Source organism: Falsochrobactrum tianjinense (assembly GCF_019100495.1).
Lineage (GTDB): Bacteria > Pseudomonadota > Alphaproteobacteria > Rhizobiales > Rhizobiaceae > Brucella > Brucella tianjinense.
Window position 1 is genome coordinate 1 of sequence record NZ_JAHRVA010000005.1, and the last position, 19,695, is coordinate 19,695.

Consider the following 19,695-nt stretch of genomic DNA (forward strand, 5'->3'; position numbering starts at 1 on the left):
GCGAAACGCCCGAAACTGTTCAGACAAACCGAGCCACCTCTCATCGTCCTTGTTAGAAGGTGGAATTTATTATATTCATTAGTTGTTTTAATTTTATTATTATTGCCATCATATCTGGTTTCAAAAGACTGATAGGTATAGTTCTTGTCTGCTTCGTATAGATTGTCGCCATTGGCTTTCCACTCGCTAATGCCACTTTGGTAGCCAACGAAATTTTTGGCGGAAAAACTGTAATTTATGACGCGGTCCGTATCGTTGCCAACTATCTTTTTTCTGTACTCGCTCACATAGGGAATAGTTTGGCTTGCGGCCTGTGGCGCGCAAAGCGGATAACGGTGCCCATCTTCGTCCGATGTATAGGTCACCGTCTCGATTGCGCCGGAAGGGTATTCTATCCTGCATAAAGGCGGTTTCCCAAATGAACGGATGGAATCATCATAATGCATGATCCACGCCAGACCACCGAAGTAGATAGCGGAATTTGTGCCTCCAGGCAGGATTACCGTTATTACTTTCTGGGTATCTGTTCCGGGCCAGAGGGTCACGGTTGTCTTGAGAGCATTTGAATAATCGATCTCAACCAGAGTCTGGGGTGTGTCGCCGTCCTCGGCCAATTCGTCCACAATTGATTTCAGCCGACCGTCATTATTCCAGATCAGCGTTACGCCTAATCCATTAGGAGCGAGAATTCGAGACGGAACCCACAGGTTTCCAGACACGTAGCGACCCAGAATGTGGGTGTCGCCTTTTCTATTTTGAACATGATAAACGCCGTCGGTTTGCCTAAGTTTCGCACTGACGATTTTCTGATCTTTGAGCGCTAGATTGCCCGACTGCATAGTTGTCGAATATCTGTCTCCGGTTGAAAGCGATAATACTCCATCGTCGGTGCTATAATGGGACCAGGACAAACCCCAGCCCACTCCAAAGCCCATGTCGATGCTGCTCATCGGGTCATATTTCAAGCTGAGGGGGAGGAAAGGGCCACTGGTGCCATTTGCTTTCAGGTGAGCTAGTAACAAGGAAGCCGAATACAGGCCAGTGCGCGGATCAACGCCGCCGCTCATTGAATCGGAAAAATTGCTGGATGCTTGTGAATATGGTGATGCCACAGGAAAATCCTTTCGAGGCAATTACTTTTTAAATAACAGCATCAATGATATTTCTTTTATTCTCTAATTATACTGAAAGGAGTGCCAGTTCTTCGCACCAAGCATGCCTCCCAAAAACGGCGCCGGTTTTGGGAGGCATAGGTGAAAACAAATCAATAGAGTGGTTCTGTTAATGGCGGTCGCAAATTATCTTCAGTTGGAAGAAGATCTTGCCGCATCAGAGAACCTGCTGGCCGAAGAGGCGTGCGCTGGCTGCGCTACTGCCGATCTGGCGGTCGCGCTTGCCGGAGAACCCGGCTTGTGTAGAGGTGGCGTCGGAACCGGGCGCCACCGCATGATCTATGCCGTCACTGCCTGCTGACCCTTTGTCGGGTCGGGGATCACCACAAGCGTGCTGCCATCGCGCACATTGTTATAGAGATCGATTATATCCTGATTGAGCAGGCGGATGCAGCCCGAGGAAACGGCCTTGCCGATGCTCCATTCTTCGGGCGAGCCGTGAATGCGATAAAGTGTGTCGCGTCTATCCTTGTGAATATACATGGCGCGTGCGCCCAGTGGATTTTTGAGACTGGGCGGCATGCCGCCATTGGCGATGCTGTATGGTTCAAGGGAGGGCTGGCGGGCAACCATTTCGTCGGGGGGAGTCCAGCGCGGCCACTGCCGCTTATAGGCGATCTTCGCGCGCCCCGCCCATGAGAATCCGTCGCGTCCCACGCCGATGCCGTAACGCATCGCCCGACCATTGCCGCGCACATGATAAAGAAATTTATTTGGCGTGTCGACGATCACCGTGCCCGGCGCTTCATTGGTCGGATAATCGACTTCCTGCCGCCAGAATTTCGGATCGACCTTGCTGACATCGACCGCCGGCAGCGGAAACTGCTCTTCGGGCATGGCCTGATACATGAGCGGAACTGGACGCGCCGGTTTGGCTTTTGCCACGGTTTTGGTAGGGCGCGTGGGCGGTGTGGCCGTCACACAGCCTGAGAGCGCAATGGCGCTTGCGCCAATCAGAAAAGCGCGGCGGCTCGCCACGCTCCGTCGCAAAAGAGGCGTCTTCTTGTCGTCGGGAAATTTATCCGGCATTCTGAAACTCTTTCATCCACGTCATTCCAGTAATTGAGAATCCCGACAATCGAGAATCAAGTTCCCGTATCGCGCGGGCGAAAAGGCGAATGGCGAAGAAAAAGAAGATCAAGCTTAAGCCAGCCTTAAGAGCGCGCGCTCAGGGTGAGGAACAGGCAGAAATCGCCGGGCGAGGTCAGAATAATGACCCTTGCCCGGGTTTTTTGGCAGGATTCCTGCGTGTCGCGGATGGTGCTGAAGTTTTGGAAGAGGGCGATTCTCCGGCCACGGCAGCGATATCGCCATCGTGGAAGCGCAGGGAAAGGGCATCGCCATCTGCAATATTGGCGGCCTGTTTGACAGGATTGCCATCCGCATCGAAAACAATGGCGAAACCTCGTTCCAGTACGCTTTCATAGGACAGCGTGCGCATGAGCCGCTCCAGTTCCTGTCCACGCCTTCTGGTGCGTTCGATGGCCAGGCGTATTGCCTGATCGCGGCGGCGATCAAGCTGCTCGATTGTGATTCTCGCCTGTTGTGTGCGGCGCAGCGCAGGCTCGGGCGTGAGCCGATCCGCGCGCCGCGCGAAGGCCGTGCGTCGTTCGCGCAAAAATGCTTCCAGTGCGCGCGGCAGGCGCTGCCCGAGCATGTTCACATTGCGTTTTTGCTCGTCGAAACGGCGTTGCAGCAGGCGGGGTGATAATTGCCGCGCATGTCCTTCAAAATGAACGCGTTTCTTTTGGGTGTTGACAAAAAGTGCTCTTGTCAGGCGCGATGCTGCCTCATCGAACCGGCGGCGGGGCAGGGCCAGCAATTGGTCGGCAGAGGGAAGAGCGCGCGCGCTGGCGCGATGCGCCTGCCGTTTGATTTCGATGAAGCGTGACATGGCGCTCGAAAGCCGCGCGGATTGCGTCGCCACAGTTGCCACCAGATCGGCCTTGACCGGAATCGCCATCTCGGCGGCGCCCGTTGGCGTGGGCGCACGAACATCGGCGGCAAGGTCAATCAATGTCCAGTCGGTTTCATGACCGACAGCCGAAATCACTGGAATATGCGAAGCTGCAACCGCGCGCACCACCACTTCATCATTGAAGCCCCACAGGTCTTCCAGACTGCCGCCGCCGCGCGCCACGATCAGGACATCGGGCTTTGGAATTGCGCTGCCATCGGCCAATGCATTGAACCCCTGAACGGCTGCAGCGACTTCCGCACCGCTGGTTTCGCCCTGTACGCGCACGGGCCAGACCACCACATGCAGCGGATAACGATCCGAAATACGATGGATAATATCGCGGATGACCGCGCCGGTGGGTGATGTCACCACGCCAATGACACGCGGCATGAATGGCAGCAATTGCTTGGCGGCGGGATCGAACAGCCCTTCGGCGGCAAGCCGCCGCTTGCGCTCTTCCAGCAGCGCCATCAGCGCGCCCGCGCCTGCCGGTTCCATCTGCTCAATGACGATCTGGTATTTGGACGAGCCCGGATAGGTGGTCAGCTTGCCGGTGGCGATGACCTCCATTCCTTCTTCGGGACGAAAGCGCAAACGGCCCATGGAACCGCGCCAGATCACCGCTTCAAGTCGTGCCCGGTCATCCTTGAGCGCAAAATAGGCATGTCCCGATGAATGCGGCCCGCGATAACCGGAAATCTCACCGCGCACGCGAATATGCGAAAATGCAGTTTCAACCGTGCGCTTGAGGGCGCCGGAAACTTCGGAAACGCTATATTCGGCCACATTCGAAGCAGCGGCGCTCAAATTCGAATCGGAACCCATGCTCATCCCATTATAGGCTACCAGCCATTGCAGCAGGTCAATTGGTCAATACGCCGCCCATGCGATTATGCACGTCACCAACCGGGCAGTAATTCGTTAGAGCGCACGCGCCGCATACGCATTGAAGGAAAAGAAGAAATTTCCGACGAAATCAGAGCCGTCTGGGCGGGCGCGGAAATGTTGTCGAGGCTCTCGATAATATGCTGGGCAAGCGCATCGACAATGGCATTCTGCTTGCTGTGGCCGCGCATGATGCCGATGCCGAATTCCGGCAATGTGCCAAAACCTTCCGCTTCGCCAAGCACCCGCATGCCGGGCCGCAGCGCACATTCAGGCAGAACGGAAATCGCAAGCCCGGACAGCACCGCAGCGGCGAGAACCGTTGCCGACCAGCTCGTGATGATGATGCGGTAATCGCGTTGCACATTTTCGAGCATATCGATCGCCGCCTGACGCCAGATGCAGGTGGGCCTTCCCACAGCAAGCGGCAGTATTGTCTCTTCATGCACCGCATGGCTGGCGGACGTTACCCATAGTAAGGGCTCGGTACGCACTACTTCGGAGCGGCGTTTGTCGTCGCATTGCGTCACGAGCGCGATATCAAGGTTTCCGCGCCGGATCATCTCGGCCAGGTTGACGGTCGGTTCACACACTACTGAAAGTTCCACACGCGGATTAGACCGGGCAAAGCGTGCCATAATCTCAGGTAGAAAACGATCGGCATAATCATCGGGCGTGCCGATGCGTACATGCCCTTCAAGCTGTGTGTCATCGAAGGCCGCGAACGTCTCGCCATTGAGCAGCAGCATTCGCCGGGCATAGTGAAGCAGTTTTTCGCCATCCTCAGTGAGGCGGTTTGTGCGGCCATTGCGCTCGAACAATGGTTTTCCGATTCGTTCCTCAAGCCGGCGCATCTGCATGGAAACCGCTGACTGTGTCTTGAAAACGGCATCGGCTGCCTTTGTGAAACTGCCCATATCGGTGATGGCGACAAAGGTTTGCAGTTGATCGAGATCCAGAGGCGCGTTCATCCGAATAATCCATCATAATTATTGAAGAAACACATTAAAAACATTCGTTGGAATAATCAATTGAATTGTTCGATAAAGGCCATGTCGTGGGGAGGAACCCATGATCTGGAGATAAAACTTCCTGAAACCGGCGAGCTTGAAGGAGAGCCGCTATGACCGCGATGAGCAAGACCCTGATAACATCTATACCTGCAACGGGCCCACGCAGCTTCATGCCAGGGCAATTGGTAGGTGCTGCATTTGCATCGGTTAAGCGTCGCTGGACATCATGGCGCAACCGACGCCACGTTTTGCATCTACGCGAACTCGATGATTATCTGTTGCGCGACATTGGATTGCAGCACCGAGATATAGATATGGTTCTTCACCTGCACGGTGGGGAGGATCCCACACAAATTCTGAATACTTTAGCAGATGTGCGCCTGCGTTTTGAGGCCAACCGCTATATCCACTGATTGGTGCGAATTTCACGGATTCCGTGAGCCGCTCCGAATATCTGGCAGGCGCCACCTTCCCATGCCGGGCTCCCCTCCGGCCAGCCTGCCCTTTGCCCGACCGCACCTCTTGCTGTCGGGCTTTTTTTGGCACTGCTTGCTGTATTTGCTAAAGCGTGTGGCGTTTAATCATATGCATACGGCACGCTTTAATTTTTTTCCAGGAAAGGGCTTGCGTTCGCAATTCGGAACCGCTAGATGGAAACCGCTCGCGGGGCAGACGTCTTGTCTGATCCGCAATTGCAGATCTCAATAGTGATCGGCAATTCCTGCTGGGGAATAGTTTAATGGTAGAACGACGGACTCTGACTCCGTTAGTCTTGGTTCGAATCCAGGTTCCCCAGCCATTTGATCTTCCTGCATAATTTCTGAAATAAATCCAGCGCAGGCCACACTGCTTTGCATGTCATTTTGCAGATTTTGTTCTGGTTTCAGGTTTGCAAGATTGTTGTTTCAGCCAGTTCCACATCACTATAGGGATCGTGCGACCAGAGGAACGAGGATGCGGTTCATGCCAAGCTTCCGGCATCTGTGTTCGCGGCTGGTCTATTGGAGGCTTTCGAATGGTGGGCGTGACAGGGCCACCATTTCAGCTTTCCCCCATTGATTTTATTGGCTTTTTCGCGATAATTCCCTCACCTGTATTTGGGTGAGGGGCAATTCTGTTCTCTATCTGGTCTGCAACGATACGGCTGGCTTCTATTCCGAGCCGTTTCCGATCTATGCCTCTCGTGTAGATTTCAGCGGTTGAAATATTGGTCCAACCGTATTGAGCAAGCAATTGATGCGTCGCCGCTCCACCCTCTGCGGCCAGTGTGGCGCTCAACTTGCGAAGCCCATGAGCGGACTTTTTCACGCCAGCTTTAACGCATGAATCGTGAAACCAATTCCCGAAGCTGCCTTCGACAAATGGCTTACCTTGGCTGCTCTCGATCAGGTGTAGACCCTTTCGTGGCGTTGCGTCGATCATGGATAAAAGGTCGTCTGACAGTTCAACGGATATTCTTGTTCCTGTTTTGGCCGTATCCATTGCGAGAATAAGGCCGTTTATATGCTGCCTGCCAACGCGGACCACATCTGAGCGGCGCAATCCCGCCAAAAGCATCAATTCCATCGCTAGCCGTTCTGCCGTTCCAATCGGGTGCTTGCCTCGATAGGCGATAACGTCATCGACCGTCCATGCAGGGAAGCCAGTCGTCTTGTATTCGGGCATGTCAATATCGAGCGATGGATCAACCTGCACATAGCGCATTTTTTTGGCCCAGCCGAACAGACCGCGCATGACCTTTAGGAAATTTCCGGCCATGGCTGGCGTTTCATGGCGACGGTCAACGGCCTCCTGAATAACGTCCTGTGTGAATGACGTCAGCGCTTTATTGCCATTCTTTGCAAGCACTTTTTCCATAATCAGACGCTGCTGTTTTTTGGTAGCGTCGGAATATCCCGCCCATTTTGCGCTTTCGTTCGTGTATTTATCCCATAGCCATTGCAGCGTCCCGGTCGGAACCCTCGGCGCTGCAACAGGCTCACCGGTCAAAGCCGCCCTGTAAGCTTCCTTAAAGCTTGCATCATTCGGGCTTGGCAACCGAACGCGCTTCCCTTTCCCCATGCGAAAATAAAAGACCCACTGTCCATGGCGGGTCTTTTGTCTGTGCACGTAAAGAGGCAACTTTCGCTTCATGGCCTCACTGTCATAGGACTGGTCGGCTATAGTCAATCCCGATTTCTTCAATTTTCGTCCTATCCGGTTCAACCGTGATGACAGTATCGCCAAGCCGGATTATGACCCTGCATCCGTTTTCATTAGCGACTTGGGCGTACCGATTTAGGTCGCTCTTCCTTATGGTAGCGGGCTTTGACATCCTCACTCCCTTTCCCGCAGTGCGGCGCGGACCACATCGACAAGCGGATGCTGGATGTATGACGGGAAGGTGATGCGCCTGTGCCGGTTCATGCCCCGCAAGCGGTTCAAGACAAGTCCGCTCCAATACGTGTCTTGCTTCAGACTTTCAGCGGTGTTTTCCAACGAAACGGGCAAGCGTTCAAGCCGCTTCTCGTAGCCCATATTCGTTTGGTACGGTCGCCAAATCTGCTCCAAAGCGAACTTTTCAAGGTCGGTGATGCGCATCTACTCACCGCCTTTCAGGGCTTGGCGACGACGCTCAACCATTTGGGCAACTTCCGACAAGCTGTCGTCTGTCATACAGAAATCACGATCAGGTAAACCCGGAGTTCTAACGAGAACAGTGATCTTACTGCCCGATTTGAAGCAGCCAATTATGTCATCCATAGCTCTCGCAGTGATATGCGTTGCATCTTCCAGCTTCATTCGCTCTGCTCCCCTAGTGCGGAGGCGGCGAGCATGGCGCTCCAAGCGTCACGATAATTTACTGTTGTTCTTCCTTCACTGTGCATCGCCTCTGTCGGCTCCTGTAGAGCGGTGAAGATGGTGGAGATGGCGGCTTGGGCTGTTGGAGACCAGTCGATGATGATTTCATCGTCCGTCATCGTTTCGATGGGAGGATTATCTATGATTGCCTCGGCAACCAGTGCGATCAGTTCTTTACTCGCCATGGCTGGCCTCCTTTGCGCGCAAGAGGGCGTCCAGATCAGCGATGAGCTTTCCCGCGGCGTTCGGGAACGAAAGTGCCAGCCAAACTGACGCATGCTGAATACCATCTTCCAACTCCGCAATCCGCGCATCCTTCGCCGCTTTGTCCGCTTCGGCTTTCAGAAGCAGTTTGCTCTTTTGGGTGTATTCATTTTGCCAAAAGCGCTTTCCTTCCCGTTCCGCCGCCAATAGCTCTTCTGCCTGCGAGCGGGTGACGAGTTCGTCAGCGCTATTAAATCCCTTAGCGTTTTCCTTTATAGGTGTAGTGAGTGGGGTGCCGCCCGGCTTGTAAATCATCCAAGCGACCGTCACCAGTCCCGTATCTGTAGCGGCAGGCGCGGGGCGGGTGTTCCAGTCGCGGGTAGCAGCTTCTTCTGTGTAGCCTTCTGGGATTGTAGCGCCGCAATCCTCACAGCAAGTATCCCATTCGCCGTCGTTCGGATGACGGTCCCTGACACGCTTCATGTAGGCTTTCCCTCCGCAAAACGGGCACGGCTTCAGTTCACTCGCCATGGTCGTCACCCTGCCGTTGAATGTACATTTGAGGGAAAGAGAATGTGGTCTAGGTCAGCGTCAAGCTCATATACCGCTATGCAAAAATCCTTCCCGGCGTTCATAAACTCATTAATCTCTGCGTCGAAACTCTTGTCATAGATAAACACGCCTTCGTCGCCGATTGTGTAGAAACCCAGACGGTCGGAAGGGCATTCGTTCAAGACCTTTTGCAGCTTTTTCAGCCACTTGCTTTCAGCGTTAGTCAGCATCGCTGCCTCCATTAGGGTTCACCGCCTTTTCATGCTCGATGATTTTGGAGATTGCGTCTTCCCATAGGCCACCGTGGTTGACCTGATACCAAGCCCCCTTCGGGCTCTGGATCCACACGCATAGACCGCTGATGTGCAGACGCATATCGAACTTGCCTTCGGGCGTGGTCATCGTCCCGAGGACTGTGTGGAGGCCGATGAGCTGGTTCTCTCCCAGCTTCAGGGCCTTACTCTCAAGATCGAGAGGCAGCTCTGCCGCGTATTCCGAAGTTTCTTTAGTCATTGCGGCCTCTCCTGTGCCGGCATTGCGGGGAGAGGAATGCGACGCCACTTTGTGAAGTGATTGGCGGAAAGGTGCTTTGATGTTCCCGGCTTTCGGGCGTTGTGGAAATACTCCGCCTTCCAGATCATTGCTAAATCTGGATGATCCGGCGACCATGCCATGATGAAGCCATCCGTTGGTGTGTTTTCGTCTACGTCGCTCCACCCATCCCCAACTGTCAGGGAGAGGGCGCGGATGGCGTCTTCGATCCTTCCAAGCAGACCCGCCGCAAAGTCTTCGAGCATAAGGCGCTCGGTCTCGCTTGGTCGGTAATCTCCGCCATCCCCTCGAAACTCATATTCGTTTGCTTCTTCGTGGGGGTCGAATTTATTCAGCAACTCCAGCGCTTGCTCACGCGCGGGGAATGGCTCCGAAACAGGCGCAGAATATACAGGGCTGATTTTTTGCCAGCGAGGATTGTTCTTTTCAAACCCCCACTCGACTTGCTGCACCTCAACAACCTGTGTCAGCCCTGTTTCTTCATGTTGAAACAAATAACCGATAGGTTCTTCCTTCACCCCTTGCAGGAATGGGGCGGCTGCTGTGAGGGCTGCGTACATACGATCTACATTGCTGACCATGTAGCCCCTTGTTTTATTGTATTCTTCTAACGCCGCCTTCACGGCCTGTTCTGTAATGGTCATGGCTTGTGCGTCCGCCATCACCGCAACTCCTTCATCGCAGCGACGAAATCAATGATCGGGTCAAGATCGATACGGGCCACCGAACCACCCTCAAGGTGCATAATAAGCGTGTTGCCTTCGCATCGGTTGAGCGTCCCGCCATCTTCAAAAAAGTCAGACACGTCCTCAATTCTGCACTTTGCTTGGAAAATCAGGTCTTCATAATTAATCATCGGGGTCAGTTTCATGATGAAATACCTTCGCTAACAGGGCGACCGAATATGTCGCGCTTCCGGGGTGTGGGTTCTCTGGTGAGGCGTTTAGGTGTCTTGACCTTCGCTGCGAGCGCGGATGAAGGCCGGACAATGCCCTTGGCCTTATCGCTCATGCGCTTGGTTTTAGCGGCGCGTGGCGTGTCAACCGTGCGGGTTTTATACCCATGGCAGGACATGCAAACGGCAGCACAGTTATCCAGTGTCGGTTCACCGCCGATGCTATCGGCAATGATGTGATCGTACTGGATACCGACGCTAAGGCTCACACCGCAACGCTGTCCGGGTTTAAAGCCGTACATTTTACCAACGGCCTCGCATTTCATGCCAGATCGCTTTAGAGCAGCGCGTTTAACTTCCTTCGAGAATTCACGCCGCGCCATGGCTCACCTCCGTGAAATCAGAGGTCGAAAGCACTATGTCCAGATGCAGAACGCATTCACGGTCGAACGTGCCGTATACTTCGCCCTCAAGCTGCTTGGTTTTCTCGACCTTCACAGCATCATAAGGACGAGTTCGGTAATGAGCTGATATGAGAAGGGGCTTGCTCATGCTGATGCCCTTTCATCGTCTGCAAACGTCACACCGTTCTGCGCACCCCATGCGTGGATAAGCTCAATGAGTTCACCCATTTCATCCTTTGAAAGATCGGATGATGATGTGCTGAGATTTACAAAGCCGGTGCCGTCGAGGTTTGGCACAAAGCGCAGTTCCTGCTGCTTGGCTCGCTTAAGACCGTCGAGGAAGATCAGCTTCCAGTCGTCGCAAGCCAGCTTAACGCCGTGGTATCGGGCTTGATCTGCTACCTCCGTGAGCATCGCCCACATTTTATCGTTCTGTGGAAGCGAACGCTTTGGGGCTTTAAACTCTACGCGGGTTCCCCAACGAAGGTGCTTGCTGCGGAGCCAGTTGATTGCCTTCTGGCGCACAAGGTCATTGCTGATTACGAGGGTTGCGCGGCTCATGCTGCCTCCGTAAACGCTGGATATTCAGCAGCGAGATCAGCAATCGCCTCATCAACCTCTTTGAGGAACAGCGTCACATCGATTTCCAATGCTCGAATGTCGGCATCAACGCGGTGAAGACGCTTCACAAACAAGCGCATGTGTTCTGGAAAGCGCGGATCGAATGACGCAAAGTCACACCACTGGCGACCAGTGCATGCCATCTGCCAATTCATTTGAGTGATGTATCGTGCCGGAATCGTGCTTGTGCGAAGTGTGTCCAAGTGGGTTGCGGAATTAGGACATTTGATTTCCAAAAGGCCATCATCATCGACAAGGCCATCAGGTGATGCCCCTGTCATAGCAATGTGCGGATGTGCCACAAAACCCACCTGCACAACGCGCTTGTTCTTTTCGAATTGATAGGCTGACCGTGCGTCAGGCTCGTTGTCCGTGCCCCACTGCATCGCCGAGGACGTGAAGGTTTCTTCTGCTTTTCCCGTAAGGCGCTCAAGAACGAGTTCCGCGAGATAGTTTTTGCGCGATGCTCCGTAGCCAGTTTTTGTCTTTGCGATTACATCAGCAACTCGGGACGCGGTAACGCATCCAAGCCGTGCAGCAAACCATTCAGCAGAGCCTTGAACAATGTCGGTCATTTTGCACCGCCGTTCGTCTTCTGCTGACGCTTCCACCAATTCTCAATGTCTCGAAAGCACTCATTGAACAGGTTGGACGGAAGGTTTGGGATTGCGTCGATCTTGTATTTTTCACAAACAAGATCGATCTGTGCGCCGGACTTTTCGATAAGCTCACGCAGCAAAACCACCTGCTCAGCTGTGATCGGGCCCGACTGTTCCGGCACCTTATTGCCGTCTTTGTCGTCGCCTGTGCTGATGTTAAACAGCATGCAGAGCAGATATCGACGGCCATAAGTCGCGGTGCTGCCAAACGCCTGCGTTCCGGTCTTGTTGACCTTGCCCTGTGCGCCAGCGCCATCGACTGGAATTTCACCTACACCGTTTCTGGAATGGCCTTCTTCGTGTGAGATTTCCCAGAGAATGCGAAGTTCACCCTTATCGTTATAGCCGTCTGGCTGGAACGAAACTGCAAAACCGTGGGCGTGAATGATCGGCATTGCCTGATCTTCAATTGCTGCAAGGTCCGCATAGGTCGAATTGGTGTGGCTGTTCTTGCGCGTCTTTGTGACGACAGGCAATTCAGCCTGGCACTTAGACATTGCCGCGAAATATGCCTTCTTGGCCTGCCGTTCCTCGTCTTCGCGGGCGCGGTCTTCCATACGCTCCTTCATATCGAGCATCTTTTCCAGACGGTCGAGAGGGATTGTCGGGTCCATGGCGATACGTTCGATCATGGAAATCATTGGAGCATCGCCGCCACGATAAACGGGCGCATTGCTCTCCTGCTTAATATCAAGTGCTTGAGCGGCCATGATTAAAACCTCAATGTTACGTTGGGGATTTCGCCAGCGATAACCGCGAGAACGATCTTCTTGGCTGTTTCTTCGTCTGCGCCTTGGGCCATCAATGCCTCTTTTACAGACTTCATGATTTTGGAGCGGTGAGCTTTGTCAGCGTCTCGTGCGGCCTGTTCGTCGGCAATGCGCTTTGCTTCGGCCGCACGCTCTGCTTCGGCCTGTTCAGCTTTCTGCTTTACTGCTAGAGCTTCTGCCACGGCCTTGGCGACAGCCTCGGCCTTTTCACGTTCGGCACGTTCAATTGCTTCGCGCGCTTCACGCTCTGCCTTTTCACGCGCTTGATGAGCCGCACGTTCTTCGCGGGCCTTCTGTTCTGCTGCCAAACGTTCCTGATGCTCTTTCTCGGCCCTTTCGCGAGCAATAGCTTCCTGAGCGATGCGTTCCTTTTCTACACGTTCAGCTTCCAGTCGGTCGCGTTCCAGCTTCTCAGCGCGAAGCTGTTCAAGTTCGAGGCGTTCAGCTTCTGCTTTCTGGTGAGCATCAAAAGCGATTTTCAGCTTTGCGAGCGCATCCGATTTTGCAGCTTCTGCCTGTTCCTTGAACTCGCCGAAGCTGTCATCAATGACGATCTTTTCTTCGAGTTCATGGAAAAGAATGGCAAACGCCTGTGGCTCGCCGCCGATGATACCTTTGCCACACGCATCAATATGGGCGAGAGTGGCTTTGATATTCTCAATGCGTGCTTCTTCGGCAGCTTCCCATTCGGTCAGCGGCTTGCGAACAGATTCAGCCAGCGTGTCGAGTTCTTCACGGATCTTACGGCGCTGCGCATCAACCGCATTGATCTTGGCGCGAGCGTCTTCATTCAGCTTTTTGCCAGCTGCGTCGATAGCCGTCTTGGTGCGCGTCACCTTATAGGCGAGGGAAGATATTTCCTTGCGGCTCGAAACGGTCGAAAGGTCTGGCTTGAAAGCGTCAGTCTCGGCCTTGATCTGCTCGTAGAACTGAGAATATATCTTCTCATCAACGAGAACCGAAACAGGATTAGCCGATACATAGCCGACGATATCAGTTCCGGTTTCTGTCTGTGTCTGGGCGTTCATGCTGCGACCTCACGATATTCAATGGCCTCAAGTGGGCGGATTTCGTTGAAGATGATGCGAAGCTGGTCGCGGAGTTCCTTCGGAAGATCGCGCTTCATCAGCTGTTCAAGCGCCTCCATCTTTTCATCATTGTTGGTTTCGAGGCTTGTTGCCGTCTGAAACCACTTCACGCCTTCCATGGTGAGATGGTCAGACATCTGTTTCACTCCGAGCGATTTCCGCCATTGTTTCTGCATGGCAGAGCATGAGAAAAGTTGCTGCTATGGCGATGATTAAAAGGGTGAGGGCGAGGGCGGCGTAGGTCATGCGGCCTCGCTTCCGGCTTTGCGCAATGAAGCCCAAGCCGCTTTAACGTTTGCAATCAGGTGCTTTTTGTCGCGCTTCAAACGGTCTTCGAGCTTGAAGCATTTATTGATCCAGTAGCGGCGTTCATCGTCGTACTTGATGACTTTCTGGTAATCCCAATAGGGATAGACGCAGCCAGTATATTCGGCGCGAAGCTCTTGCAGTGCGGCAGGGTCGACTAGACCGCCAGTGTAGACGTAGCACTTTTTCAACCCATCAACGGTCCCATAGGTTGTCTCTACGAAGCCTTCTAAGCCTGCACTCCAATACTGACCATTCGCTCGGACAGTGCCGCCGTCTTTCAGCGGAATGTCGAACTCACGCCCTGCGAAAGCTTTGAAATGGCCGTTTGGCGCTTCGTAACGGAGTGCATTGCGAAATGGCCCATCGGAACCAATCAGATCCCGGCCCTGAAACTCATAGAGCATCTTCAATGGACGATTGAGAACGAGAGCTTCGCGCTTTGCAACTTCCACTAAAGCGACGATTTTAAGATTATCGGCCATCACAGAAACTCCTCAAGCATTCCTGCGAAGCGCTTCATGCTTGGAGCACGGCTTGCAGTGTAATGAGCGCCTTCAACGGTCGAGTTCAGACGATTGGCGTAGTAGCGAGCGTTAAGCTCGAAATAGGCGCAATCATCGTCTCCACGCTCTTTCTTGATGGCGAGAACGTCACGCAAAAAGCGCGGCTTGTTTACAGTCTGCGCAATGCCTGCAAAGGCTCTCGCAATGTCGTTTCCGGTGATCTGGTATGTCGTTTGCATTGGTAACTCCCAACTCGTTTGTTGAGAGTAATGTAGTAGGATAAATCCCACTTGTAAATAGGAAAGTTGGATATTTCCTATTTTATTTTCCCCACCCCATTGCCCCGCCGTCGCAATGCGGTAGAATCACTTGAGTAATTCAGCGAGCCTTAACGGTTGCTCGATAGGGTGACGGGAGATAGGAGAGGCCATGAAACAGAACACATCACATGCGGTCATGGCCCAACGGTTCGAGCCGAAAGATAGCCCGGACGATTTTCCAACGCCGCCATGGGCAACGCGGGCACTGGTCGAGCATGTGATTGGATCGCCGGAACTATTGCGCACGAAAACCTGTTTGGAGCCAGCATGTGGACGTGGCTATATGGCGAAGCCTCTGGCGGAGTATTTCGGGCAGGTTGATAGCGCAGATGCGTATCATTATGGATTTGCGCCAGTTCGTGACTTTCTGACCTATCCTTATGAGGCCCTGTCGCACGATTGGGTGATTACCAATCCGCCGTTCCGACTGGCAGAGGAATTTGTAGAGCGGGCGCTTGTCGTCGCACGTGAAGGCGTGGCGATACTCGCCCGAACCGTATTCCTTGAAAGCGTAGGGCGGTTCGAGAATATTTTCAGCATCAACCCGCCAAGCAAGTTCGCGCAATTTTCAGAGCGCGTTCCGATGGTCAAGGGCAGGGTTGACCCGAAAGCCAGTACCGCAACCGGCTATGCTTGGTTTGTATGGGAAAAAGGCGCGGAGATAACTCACCCGCGCCTAATGTGGGTTCCGCCTTGCAGAAAGGCGCTTGAACGCCCGTGCGATTATTCGTGACGGTTATAGCGTTCAAGGCCAGATTTTAAGTGTGAGGCTGCTTCTTCATGGTTGCCTGCCTCTAAGGCCGCAACAGCCTTCTCCACGAATGCTTTAAGCCTTCTCCCCTTTATGCCGGGCGCTCCCTTTGGAGGAAGTTCGTTGGCTGGCGCGGCTTCAACGGTTCCAAAATCTCCGTTTGCCGCCTCTACAATTCTCGCTTGGTTTTCACCGAAATAGGCGGCAACATCATGCTGCTTATCTCCCCGTGCAAGCATCCCAATGATAATGCGCGCATCATTGATCGTAAGCGCCATACTTTCCCTCCAAGCCAGCCCCGTGCTGGTGGAGATATGCTATTCATTCACACGCATAAGTCGAGTCCGGCGTGTCAATCTTTCGCCGCCACCCACGCCCGGAGGATTTCCAGCGGCCAAAAAGAAGCCCCGGCGCGTCGCCCGTCAACACCGGGGCCTATGCAGGTTTCAGGTTCGCACGTCCTTCGACACTGCACGGCAGTAAAGATAGGGCAGATAGCCAAAAAAAACCCCGCCGGAGCGGGGTCTTTTTTAAACTGCGTATGCTGTTATTCGGCCCATTAGAGGAATGTCATACTCAATCTTATTGGCTTTGACGCCAGCGTCCTCTAGTTGCTGTGAGAATAACTCGAAATCTTTGATTTGTTGACGAAACTCGCTCGTCATCCTGCGCTCATTCTCTTCAACGGACTTTTTCAGCAATTCAGCAATTTCCATTGAACTCTCCTAATGAACGTGCCTGTTGTACATATACACGGGTATGCCTTGGCGCTCAAGGTGGTTGGTCAAGGTTTGACTATATCGCCTTATCGCATCCCGGTGTTCTAAATTAGCGCCGAAATCCTCAATTTCGAGCTTCATATCATGCATTAATCTGGACATCGAAATCATCCGTCCGTGGGAGTGCCATATGTTATTATTAGATAGCATTGTCGCGATTTCTTCCGCTCTGGCCCTTTTTTCCTCGTCGGTTACGGGTGCGCCCGGATTGTTGGTTCTGTGGTGAGTCCAATCTTTGAATTTATATTTTGTCAGCCAATCTTTGAGAAGGCTTATGGAAAGCTCCCGTGACTGCTCGTAAAACCGGAGCATTGCCAAGTCCTGATTTTGAAGCATGTGAAATTCAGCAGGTGAGATAGTATTATTCAGGCTTTTGTCTATTAATTCTTTGACTTTATCGAGGTACCCTAACGCAGGGACAAGATTTTTATTTTCGCGGTCTGGAACCTGTGGATCGATTGGGCCAAGAGAGGATGAATAGTCCATGAAAATCTTATCAGCGGCCATGCATAGAATTGTTCCTGCGGACATGGCAGAGCGCGGAACAATCGCGTAAAGATAGTTGTAATGGTGCCGTAATATTTCCACCATATTTTCAACCGCCTCAACCTGCCCTCCGGGCGTAGTCAAGCAGATGCCAATGGCATCTCTTTTACCTTGGCGCTCAGCGATTTGCTCAACCACGTCCCGAAATATTGGCGTGTATCCCGTTCTTATTTCGCCATAATAATACAGCACATCACATTCGAGGGCGTTCTCGACTTCCTGTTCCGCCTGTTCAACTGTTGAAAAGATGATCTTATCAATTGGCAGATTAACAGCCATGCATTCTCCCCCTCAAACCCCCATGGTTTTCTCATTACCCAAAGACCATATCGCGATTCCCGCATTTCAATAAACTTATCCACGCCTCTTAACCATCCGTTATCCTTGTTCTTGATTTGTTCGCGAAAGCGGGTCAGCATAGGATTTGGACGGAGGGAAGTCGTGGCTAAGTTGAAAGAAGCGAAGATCATATGGTCAGAATTATCCGCAGCCGAGCAGCGGCAGATTATTCTTTCTTTGCGGCAGCTAGTGAGCGCATTAACCGCAAAACAGCCCCCTGATCCTCTTCGCTTACCTTGGAGAACAGATCAGTGAATTCAGACCAGCTTGGACTTTCATTGGCGTTGTCGCTCGCGACCAGTTCCCCGCGTTGCAGGGCGGCAGCGTCGATTTTCAAAGCGTCGGCCAATGCCTGGAGCTTATCAGTGCGTACAGATTTTTTCTTTCCTTCGACAATGTCGCGGATATAAGTGCGCTCAAGACCCGCTGCTGTCGCCGCTTCGACCGGGCCAAGGCCGAGTTGCTTCAGTCTGGTTTGGACGATTTCTTTCAATTCCATCATACGCTGAGAATAGGATTTTTCCCCATTAAATTGGAAATCGGAAGTTTCCCATTGAAAAGTAGGAAAGTTCCCATTATGATAGCGAGCTATGGAAACACAGCTTGCACAGAACCTCCTCACACTAGCCGCGATTTATGGCGCGGCGAAGCGGATCGAAGAAACAACAGTCGGACGGCATATCGCCTCTGACGGAAAGTTCTTTGTTCGCATCCGTGATGGCGAAACTACATTTACGGTCAAAAAATATGACGAGGTCGTAAACAGTTTTTCTAAGAATTGGCCTGATGGGGTCCGATGGCCTAGCAGTGTTTTGGTCCCATCCCCCAAGCCCCGCAAAGAGGCGAGGGCGAGCGCATGAGTAATTCTCGTCTCAAATCCTTCACCGACCGCATTTTGCGCCTCAAAGAAGAAGAGGACGCAATCAAGGATGATATTCGCGAAGTCTATGCGGAAATGAAAGGCGAGGGTTACGACAAAACCGCCGCCGGTCAGCTTGTTTCGTATCTTCGTAAGGTCGAGAAGAAAGGCCGCGATGAGATCGACAACGCCAATGCGATTTTCGATCTTTATCTGAACGAATACGAGAATGGCACGGCGCTTGCTTCGCACGCGCATGAGAAAAAATCTCGTGAGGAGCGTGCGAGGCATCGCACCTCCGAAGCCATGGAAGATAACAAGGCTTTTTCTGCTGAATTGGTAGATGCTGGCCTGATCTCCGAAGAAGCTCATCAAGAAAATATCCGCCTTTCAGATGGCGTAGCGCGAAAGTTCGGCGCTGGCGTCATTAATGAATATCCGAATTCGTCTGCCACCCAAGCCTCCCGCCCAAAGGCAGACGAAGAAAGCCGTGACGCTAATCCCCTCGGCGTCACGGCTCCCCTTTCTGGACAGGACTGAGGCGGCGATGATGAGGAACCGTCCTGTCCAATTCTCAAATTCACAGACACACCGAGCGTCAAGTGCGCGTTCTTCCGGGCGCGAATGCCTGTCCGCCAAGTTCTTCGGTGTCAGCGGATGCGCCTTGGCGGCGCGTGGGCGGGGCTTCCCTCTCAACCTTGGACAAAGCAGGTCCACGCATTTCAGCATCCGCGTTTTCTTTCTGTCGGGCTATCGCGGCTTTGCGAGCGTTTTGCAGAACTCTCCAAGCGTAATAGCCGAGCAACTCCAAGCTTTCTCTCCTGCGTTCGTTTCGTTTCAGGGTGCCTTCCATGTCCTGAAACGTAGCGAAGGATTTTTGGCATGGGGTGCAAAGAATTTCAGTCAATGGAACATCAATTGGCTTCGGAGCGCAAAGTTATGAGTAGCTGCGAACTAGTGGATAGAGCCGGACAGTATGTCCGCGACATGACGGAGAAAGAAGCAAGAGGGTGGGGCGATCACAGTCAAGCTCTTAAGCGCCTGAGCCGTCGATATGGCTTGTCTTATTGGACTTTAAACAATCTGCGCATTGGCCGCTCAAAGACCGTGGAAGCGTCAGTTTTTAGTCGCGTCCGTTCGGCTTATCTCGATTTTTGCGAGCGCCAGATTGCGCAACTTCAACACGAATTGGAACTCGAAAGAGCGGTGAGCAGAGATGCTGATATGGAGGATTTGGTCGGCGAGGCTTCGCAGCTTTTGGCGAAGGTTCGTCAAGAGAAGGAAGCATCGAAAACAAATCTTCGAACGCATGGAGAGTGACGAGAAATGAACCTTCTCCACGCCGCTATAGCAGCCGTCTTTACGGTTTCCCTGACAATCCTGCTGGTCTGCCTGATCGGCCTCTATTTCGCATGGAGGGTGTAATGGAAACGCAAAAAATACCGCATTACGTGAAACCAACCCTTGGTCGCCTGCATGGGGGGGCAATCCTTGCCCGCGAGGTCTCCCTCACAGAGGAAGCCATAAAGGGCGGCGGTTTCGTTTATTTCACCTTGCCCGATGGAAAATCGGTCGGCCTCGCGTCCGGTCGCTGGCTGATCGAGCATGGCTATGTTTGTCCGCACGGCGACGATTTGTTCCCGGGCGGGTCGCAAACGTACCGGCTTGCGTGA

Annotated in this window: 33 protein-coding genes and 1 tRNA gene; 7 read left to right on the plus strand and 27 right to left on the minus strand. The window is 53.0% G+C overall.

What is annotated here, in order from left to right; all coding sequences use genetic code 11:
• Positions 1 to 1,112: hypothetical protein (locus tag KUG47_RS11840; protein ID WP_217678187.1), on the minus strand; the 1,112-nt coding region annotated here is incomplete at its 3' end.
• A 172-nt stretch (positions 1,113 to 1,284) separates the two neighbouring features.
• Between KUG47_RS11840 and KUG47_RS11845 the strand changes: the two genes are divergently transcribed.
• Positions 1,285 to 1,473, plus strand: a complete 189-nt coding sequence (locus tag KUG47_RS11845; protein ID WP_217678188.1) for a hypothetical protein — start codon at positions 1,285 to 1,287, stop codon at positions 1,471 to 1,473.
• Here the strand turns inward: KUG47_RS11845 and KUG47_RS11850 are convergent.
• The 3 genes from KUG47_RS11850 to KUG47_RS11860 form a co-directional block, all read right to left on the minus strand.
• Positions 1,452 to 2,201 (minus strand): L,D-transpeptidase, encoded by a 750-nt coding sequence (locus tag KUG47_RS11850; protein ID WP_217678189.1) that lies wholly within the window; start codon positions 2,199 to 2,201, stop codon positions 1,452 to 1,454. The two genes, KUG47_RS11845 and KUG47_RS11850, sit on opposite strands and share 22 nt — an antisense overlap.
• 175 nt (positions 2,202 to 2,376) lie before the next feature.
• On the minus strand, positions 2,377 to 3,957 hold the full coding sequence (xseA, locus tag KUG47_RS11855; protein WP_217678190.1) for an exodeoxyribonuclease VII large subunit: 1,581 nt from the start codon (positions 3,955 to 3,957) through the stop codon (positions 2,377 to 2,379).
• Positions 3,958 to 4,031: 74 nt separating this feature from the next.
• Entirely contained in the window at positions 4,032 to 4,988 is a 957-nt protein-coding gene (locus tag KUG47_RS11860) for a LysR substrate-binding domain-containing protein (RefSeq protein WP_217678191.1), read from the minus strand.
• A 152-nt stretch (positions 4,989 to 5,140) separates the two neighbouring features.
• Here KUG47_RS11860 and KUG47_RS11865 point away from each other — a divergent pair, with 152 nt between their 5' ends.
• Both KUG47_RS11865 and KUG47_RS11870 read left to right on the plus strand, forming a co-directional pair.
• Positions 5,141 to 5,443, plus strand: coding sequence for a DUF1127 domain-containing protein (locus tag KUG47_RS11865; RefSeq protein WP_217678192.1), 303 nt, complete (start codon positions 5,141 to 5,143; stop codon positions 5,441 to 5,443).
• Positions 5,444 to 5,755: 312 nt separating this feature from the next.
• Positions 5,756 to 5,829: transfer RNA gene (locus KUG47_RS11870), tRNA-Gln, on the plus strand.
• A 242-nt stretch (positions 5,830 to 6,071) separates the two neighbouring features.
• Here KUG47_RS11870 and KUG47_RS11875 read toward each other — a convergent pair.
• From KUG47_RS11875 to KUG47_RS11960, 18 genes are all read right to left on the minus strand, one after another.
• Entirely contained in the window at positions 6,072 to 7,214 is a 1,143-nt protein-coding gene (locus tag KUG47_RS11875) for a tyrosine-type recombinase/integrase (protein WP_217678193.1), read from the minus strand.
• 132 nt (positions 7,215 to 7,346) lie between these two features.
• Positions 7,347 to 7,610 carry a hypothetical protein gene (locus KUG47_RS11880; protein ID WP_217678194.1) on the minus strand — a complete coding sequence of 88 codons (264 nt, stop codon included), beginning with the start codon at positions 7,608 to 7,610 and terminating at the stop codon, positions 7,347 to 7,349.
• Positions 7,611 to 7,811, minus strand: coding sequence for a hypothetical protein (locus tag KUG47_RS11885; RefSeq protein ID WP_217678195.1), 201 nt, complete (start codon positions 7,809 to 7,811; stop codon positions 7,611 to 7,613).
• Positions 7,808 to 8,056, minus strand: a complete 249-nt coding sequence (locus KUG47_RS11890; RefSeq protein WP_217678196.1) for a hypothetical protein — start codon at positions 8,054 to 8,056, stop codon at positions 7,808 to 7,810. The genes KUG47_RS11885 and KUG47_RS11890 overlap by 4 nt, the downstream gene beginning before the upstream one ends.
• Complete coding sequence (locus tag KUG47_RS11895) at positions 8,046 to 8,606, minus strand: Lar family restriction alleviation protein (RefSeq protein WP_217678197.1); 561 nt, start codon at positions 8,604 to 8,606, stop codon at positions 8,046 to 8,048. Before KUG47_RS11895 ends, KUG47_RS11890 begins: the two co-directional genes overlap by 11 nt.
• Before the next feature lie 5 nt (positions 8,607 to 8,611).
• Complete coding sequence (locus tag KUG47_RS11900; protein WP_217678198.1) at positions 8,612 to 8,857, minus strand: hypothetical protein; 246 nt, start codon at positions 8,855 to 8,857, stop codon at positions 8,612 to 8,614.
• Positions 8,847 to 9,140 carry a hypothetical protein gene (locus tag KUG47_RS11905; protein WP_217678199.1) on the minus strand — a complete coding sequence of 98 codons (294 nt, stop codon included), beginning with the start codon at positions 9,138 to 9,140 and terminating at the stop codon, positions 8,847 to 8,849. The genes KUG47_RS11900 and KUG47_RS11905 overlap by 11 nt, the downstream gene beginning before the upstream one ends.
• A complete protein-coding gene (locus tag KUG47_RS11910; protein WP_217678200.1) occupies positions 9,137 to 9,841 on the minus strand; it encodes a hypothetical protein in 705 nt (234 codons plus the stop codon). Before KUG47_RS11910 ends, KUG47_RS11905 begins: the two co-directional genes overlap by 4 nt.
• Positions 9,841 to 10,050: a hypothetical protein gene (locus tag KUG47_RS11915; protein ID WP_217678201.1), complete on the minus strand. Its 210-nt coding sequence runs from the start codon at positions 10,048 to 10,050 to the stop codon at positions 9,841 to 9,843. Before KUG47_RS11915 ends, KUG47_RS11910 begins: the two co-directional genes overlap by 1 nt.
• The gene (locus KUG47_RS11920) at positions 10,047 to 10,457 is read right to left on the minus strand and encodes an HNH endonuclease (RefSeq protein WP_217678202.1); all 411 of its coding nucleotides are present in this window, start codon (positions 10,455 to 10,457) and stop codon (positions 10,047 to 10,049) included. The genes KUG47_RS11915 and KUG47_RS11920 overlap by 4 nt, the downstream gene beginning before the upstream one ends.
• Complete coding sequence (locus tag KUG47_RS11925; RefSeq protein ID WP_217678203.1) at positions 10,444 to 10,626, minus strand: hypothetical protein; 183 nt, start codon at positions 10,624 to 10,626, stop codon at positions 10,444 to 10,446. Before KUG47_RS11925 ends, KUG47_RS11920 begins: the two co-directional genes overlap by 14 nt.
• Positions 10,623 to 11,039: a recombination protein NinB gene (locus KUG47_RS11930; protein WP_217678204.1), complete on the minus strand. Its 417-nt coding sequence runs from the start codon at positions 11,037 to 11,039 to the stop codon at positions 10,623 to 10,625. Before KUG47_RS11930 ends, KUG47_RS11925 begins: the two co-directional genes overlap by 4 nt.
• Positions 11,036 to 11,674, minus strand: coding sequence for a lambda exonuclease family protein (locus KUG47_RS11935; protein WP_217678205.1), 639 nt, complete (start codon positions 11,672 to 11,674; stop codon positions 11,036 to 11,038). The genes KUG47_RS11930 and KUG47_RS11935 overlap by 4 nt, the downstream gene beginning before the upstream one ends.
• Complete coding sequence (locus tag KUG47_RS11940; protein WP_217678206.1) at positions 11,671 to 12,468, minus strand: ERF family protein; 798 nt, start codon at positions 12,466 to 12,468, stop codon at positions 11,671 to 11,673. The genes KUG47_RS11935 and KUG47_RS11940 overlap by 4 nt, the downstream gene beginning before the upstream one ends.
• A 2-nt stretch (positions 12,469 to 12,470) precedes the next feature.
• Complete coding sequence (locus KUG47_RS11945) at positions 12,471 to 13,556, minus strand: coiled-coil domain-containing protein (protein WP_217678207.1); 1,086 nt, start codon at positions 13,554 to 13,556, stop codon at positions 12,471 to 12,473.
• Entirely contained in the window at positions 13,553 to 13,753 is a 201-nt protein-coding gene (locus KUG47_RS11950) for a hypothetical protein (protein ID WP_217678208.1), read from the minus strand. The genes KUG47_RS11945 and KUG47_RS11950 overlap by 4 nt, the downstream gene beginning before the upstream one ends.
• A gap of 105 nt (positions 13,754 to 13,858) precedes the next feature.
• The gene (locus KUG47_RS11955; RefSeq protein ID WP_217678209.1) at positions 13,859 to 14,407 is read right to left on the minus strand and encodes a hypothetical protein; all 549 of its coding nucleotides are present in this window, start codon (positions 14,405 to 14,407) and stop codon (positions 13,859 to 13,861) included.
• Positions 14,407 to 14,667, minus strand: a complete 261-nt coding sequence (locus KUG47_RS11960) for a hypothetical protein (RefSeq protein WP_217678210.1) — start codon at positions 14,665 to 14,667, stop codon at positions 14,407 to 14,409. The genes KUG47_RS11955 and KUG47_RS11960 overlap by 1 nt, the downstream gene beginning before the upstream one ends.
• Before the next feature lie 190 nt (positions 14,668 to 14,857).
• Between KUG47_RS11960 and KUG47_RS11965 the strand changes: the two genes are divergently transcribed.
• A complete protein-coding gene (locus KUG47_RS11965; protein ID WP_217678211.1) occupies positions 14,858 to 15,481 on the plus strand; it encodes an SAM-dependent methyltransferase in 624 nt (207 codons plus the stop codon).
• Here KUG47_RS11965 and KUG47_RS11970 read toward each other — a convergent pair.
• The 4 genes from KUG47_RS11970 to KUG47_RS11985 form a co-directional block, all read right to left on the minus strand.
• Positions 15,472 to 15,777, minus strand: coding sequence for a hypothetical protein (locus tag KUG47_RS11970; RefSeq protein ID WP_217678212.1), 306 nt, complete (start codon positions 15,775 to 15,777; stop codon positions 15,472 to 15,474). The two genes, KUG47_RS11965 and KUG47_RS11970, sit on opposite strands and share 10 nt — an antisense overlap.
• A 252-nt stretch (positions 15,778 to 16,029) precedes the next feature.
• The gene (locus KUG47_RS11975) at positions 16,030 to 16,215 is read right to left on the minus strand and encodes a hypothetical protein (RefSeq protein WP_217678213.1); all 186 of its coding nucleotides are present in this window, start codon (positions 16,213 to 16,215) and stop codon (positions 16,030 to 16,032) included.
• Positions 16,216 to 16,224: 9 nt separating this feature from the next.
• Entirely contained in the window at positions 16,225 to 17,103 is an 879-nt protein-coding gene (locus KUG47_RS11980; protein ID WP_217678214.1) for an SDH family Clp fold serine proteinase, read from the minus strand.
• A gap of 226 nt (positions 17,104 to 17,329) precedes the next feature.
• Positions 17,330 to 17,656 (minus strand): helix-turn-helix domain-containing protein, encoded by a 327-nt coding sequence (locus KUG47_RS11985; RefSeq protein ID WP_217678215.1) that lies wholly within the window; start codon positions 17,654 to 17,656, stop codon positions 17,330 to 17,332.
• 363 nt (positions 17,657 to 18,019) lie between these two features.
• Here KUG47_RS11985 and KUG47_RS11990 point away from each other — a divergent pair, with 363 nt between their 5' ends.
• Positions 18,020 to 18,562, plus strand: a complete 543-nt coding sequence (locus KUG47_RS11990) for a DUF2312 domain-containing protein (protein ID WP_217678216.1) — start codon at positions 18,020 to 18,022, stop codon at positions 18,560 to 18,562.
• Positions 18,563 to 18,620: 58 nt separating this feature from the next.
• On the opposite strand, the gene KUG47_RS16805 is transcribed toward KUG47_RS11990, so the two are convergent.
• Positions 18,621 to 18,743 carry a hypothetical protein gene (locus KUG47_RS16805; protein ID WP_256448766.1) on the minus strand — a complete coding sequence of 41 codons (123 nt, stop codon included), beginning with the start codon at positions 18,741 to 18,743 and terminating at the stop codon, positions 18,621 to 18,623.
• 161 nt (positions 18,744 to 18,904) lie between these two features.
• Here KUG47_RS16805 and KUG47_RS11995 point away from each other — a divergent pair, with 161 nt between their 5' ends.
• Both KUG47_RS11995 and KUG47_RS12000 read left to right on the plus strand, forming a co-directional pair.
• The gene (locus KUG47_RS11995) at positions 18,905 to 19,342 is read left to right on the plus strand and encodes a hypothetical protein (RefSeq protein ID WP_217678217.1); all 438 of its coding nucleotides are present in this window, start codon (positions 18,905 to 18,907) and stop codon (positions 19,340 to 19,342) included.
• 104 nt (positions 19,343 to 19,446) lie between these two features.
• Positions 19,447 to 19,695, plus strand: coding sequence for a hypothetical protein (locus KUG47_RS12000; protein WP_217678218.1), 249 nt, complete (start codon positions 19,447 to 19,449; stop codon positions 19,693 to 19,695).

Bases quoted from the DNA above. Each gene is read 5' to 3' on its own strand.
- KUG47_RS11845 (WP_217678188.1), top strand. From the start codon at position 1,285: ATGGCGGTCGCAAATTATCTTCAGTTGGAAGAAGATCTTGCCGCATCA.
- KUG47_RS11850 (WP_217678189.1), bottom strand. From the start codon at position 2,201: ATGCCGGATAAATTTCCCGACGACAAGAAGACGCCTCTTTTGCGACGG.
- xseA (WP_217678190.1), bottom strand. From the start codon at position 3,957: ATGGGTTCCGATTCGAATTTGAGCGCCGCTGCTTCGAATGTGGCCGAA.
- KUG47_RS11860 (WP_217678191.1), bottom strand. From the start codon at position 4,988: ATGAACGCGCCTCTGGATCTCGATCAACTGCAAACCTTTGTCGCCATC.
- KUG47_RS11865 (WP_217678192.1), top strand. From the start codon at position 5,141: ATGACCGCGATGAGCAAGACCCTGATAACATCTATACCTGCAACGGGC.
- KUG47_RS11880 (WP_217678194.1), bottom strand. From the start codon at position 7,610: ATGCGCATCACCGACCTTGAAAAGTTCGCTTTGGAGCAGATTTGGCGA.
- KUG47_RS11885 (WP_217678195.1), bottom strand. From the start codon at position 7,811: ATGAAGCTGGAAGATGCAACGCATATCACTGCGAGAGCTATGGATGAC.
- KUG47_RS11890 (WP_217678196.1), bottom strand. From the start codon at position 8,056: ATGGCGAGTAAAGAACTGATCGCACTGGTTGCCGAGGCAATCATAGAT.
- KUG47_RS11895 (WP_217678197.1), bottom strand. From the start codon at position 8,606: ATGGCGAGTGAACTGAAGCCGTGCCCGTTTTGCGGAGGGAAAGCCTAC.
- KUG47_RS11900 (WP_217678198.1), bottom strand. From the start codon at position 8,857: ATGCTGACTAACGCTGAAAGCAAGTGGCTGAAAAAGCTGCAAAAGGTC.
- KUG47_RS11905 (WP_217678199.1), bottom strand. From the start codon at position 9,140: ATGACTAAAGAAACTTCGGAATACGCGGCAGAGCTGCCTCTCGATCTT.
- KUG47_RS11910 (WP_217678200.1), bottom strand. From the start codon at position 9,841: ATGGCGGACGCACAAGCCATGACCATTACAGAACAGGCCGTGAAGGCG.
- KUG47_RS11915 (WP_217678201.1), bottom strand. From the start codon at position 10,050: ATGAAACTGACCCCGATGATTAATTATGAAGACCTGATTTTCCAAGCA.
- KUG47_RS11920 (WP_217678202.1), bottom strand. From the start codon at position 10,457: ATGGCGCGGCGTGAATTCTCGAAGGAAGTTAAACGCGCTGCTCTAAAG.
- KUG47_RS11925 (WP_217678203.1), bottom strand. From the start codon at position 10,626: ATGAGCAAGCCCCTTCTCATATCAGCTCATTACCGAACTCGTCCTTAT.
- KUG47_RS11930 (WP_217678204.1), bottom strand. From the start codon at position 11,039: ATGAGCCGCGCAACCCTCGTAATCAGCAATGACCTTGTGCGCCAGAAG.
- KUG47_RS11935 (WP_217678205.1), bottom strand. From the start codon at position 11,674: ATGACCGACATTGTTCAAGGCTCTGCTGAATGGTTTGCTGCACGGCTT.
- KUG47_RS11940 (WP_217678206.1), bottom strand. From the start codon at position 12,468: ATGGCCGCTCAAGCACTTGATATTAAGCAGGAGAGCAATGCGCCCGTT.
- KUG47_RS11945 (WP_217678207.1), bottom strand. From the start codon at position 13,556: ATGAACGCCCAGACACAGACAGAAACCGGAACTGATATCGTCGGCTAT.
- KUG47_RS11950 (WP_217678208.1), bottom strand. From the start codon at position 13,753: ATGTCTGACCATCTCACCATGGAAGGCGTGAAGTGGTTTCAGACGGCA.
- KUG47_RS11955 (WP_217678209.1), bottom strand. From the start codon at position 14,407: ATGGCCGATAATCTTAAAATCGTCGCTTTAGTGGAAGTTGCAAAGCGC.
- KUG47_RS11960 (WP_217678210.1), bottom strand. From the start codon at position 14,667: ATGCAAACGACATACCAGATCACCGGAAACGACATTGCGAGAGCCTTT.
- KUG47_RS11965 (WP_217678211.1), top strand. From the start codon at position 14,858: ATGAAACAGAACACATCACATGCGGTCATGGCCCAACGGTTCGAGCCG.
- KUG47_RS11970 (WP_217678212.1), bottom strand. From the start codon at position 15,777: ATGGCGCTTACGATCAATGATGCGCGCATTATCATTGGGATGCTTGCA.
- KUG47_RS11975 (WP_217678213.1), bottom strand. From the start codon at position 16,215: ATGGAAATTGCTGAATTGCTGAAAAAGTCCGTTGAAGAGAATGAGCGC.
- KUG47_RS11980 (WP_217678214.1), bottom strand. From the start codon at position 17,103: ATGGCTGTTAATCTGCCAATTGATAAGATCATCTTTTCAACAGTTGAA.
- KUG47_RS11990 (WP_217678216.1), top strand. From the start codon at position 18,020: ATGAGTAATTCTCGTCTCAAATCCTTCACCGACCGCATTTTGCGCCTC.
- KUG47_RS16805 (WP_256448766.1), bottom strand. From the start codon at position 18,743: ATGCGTGGACCTGCTTTGTCCAAGGTTGAGAGGGAAGCCCCGCCCACG.
- KUG47_RS11995 (WP_217678217.1), top strand. From the start codon at position 18,905: ATGGGGTGCAAAGAATTTCAGTCAATGGAACATCAATTGGCTTCGGAG.
- KUG47_RS12000 (WP_217678218.1), top strand. From the start codon at position 19,447: ATGGAAACGCAAAAAATACCGCATTACGTGAAACCAACCCTTGGTCGC.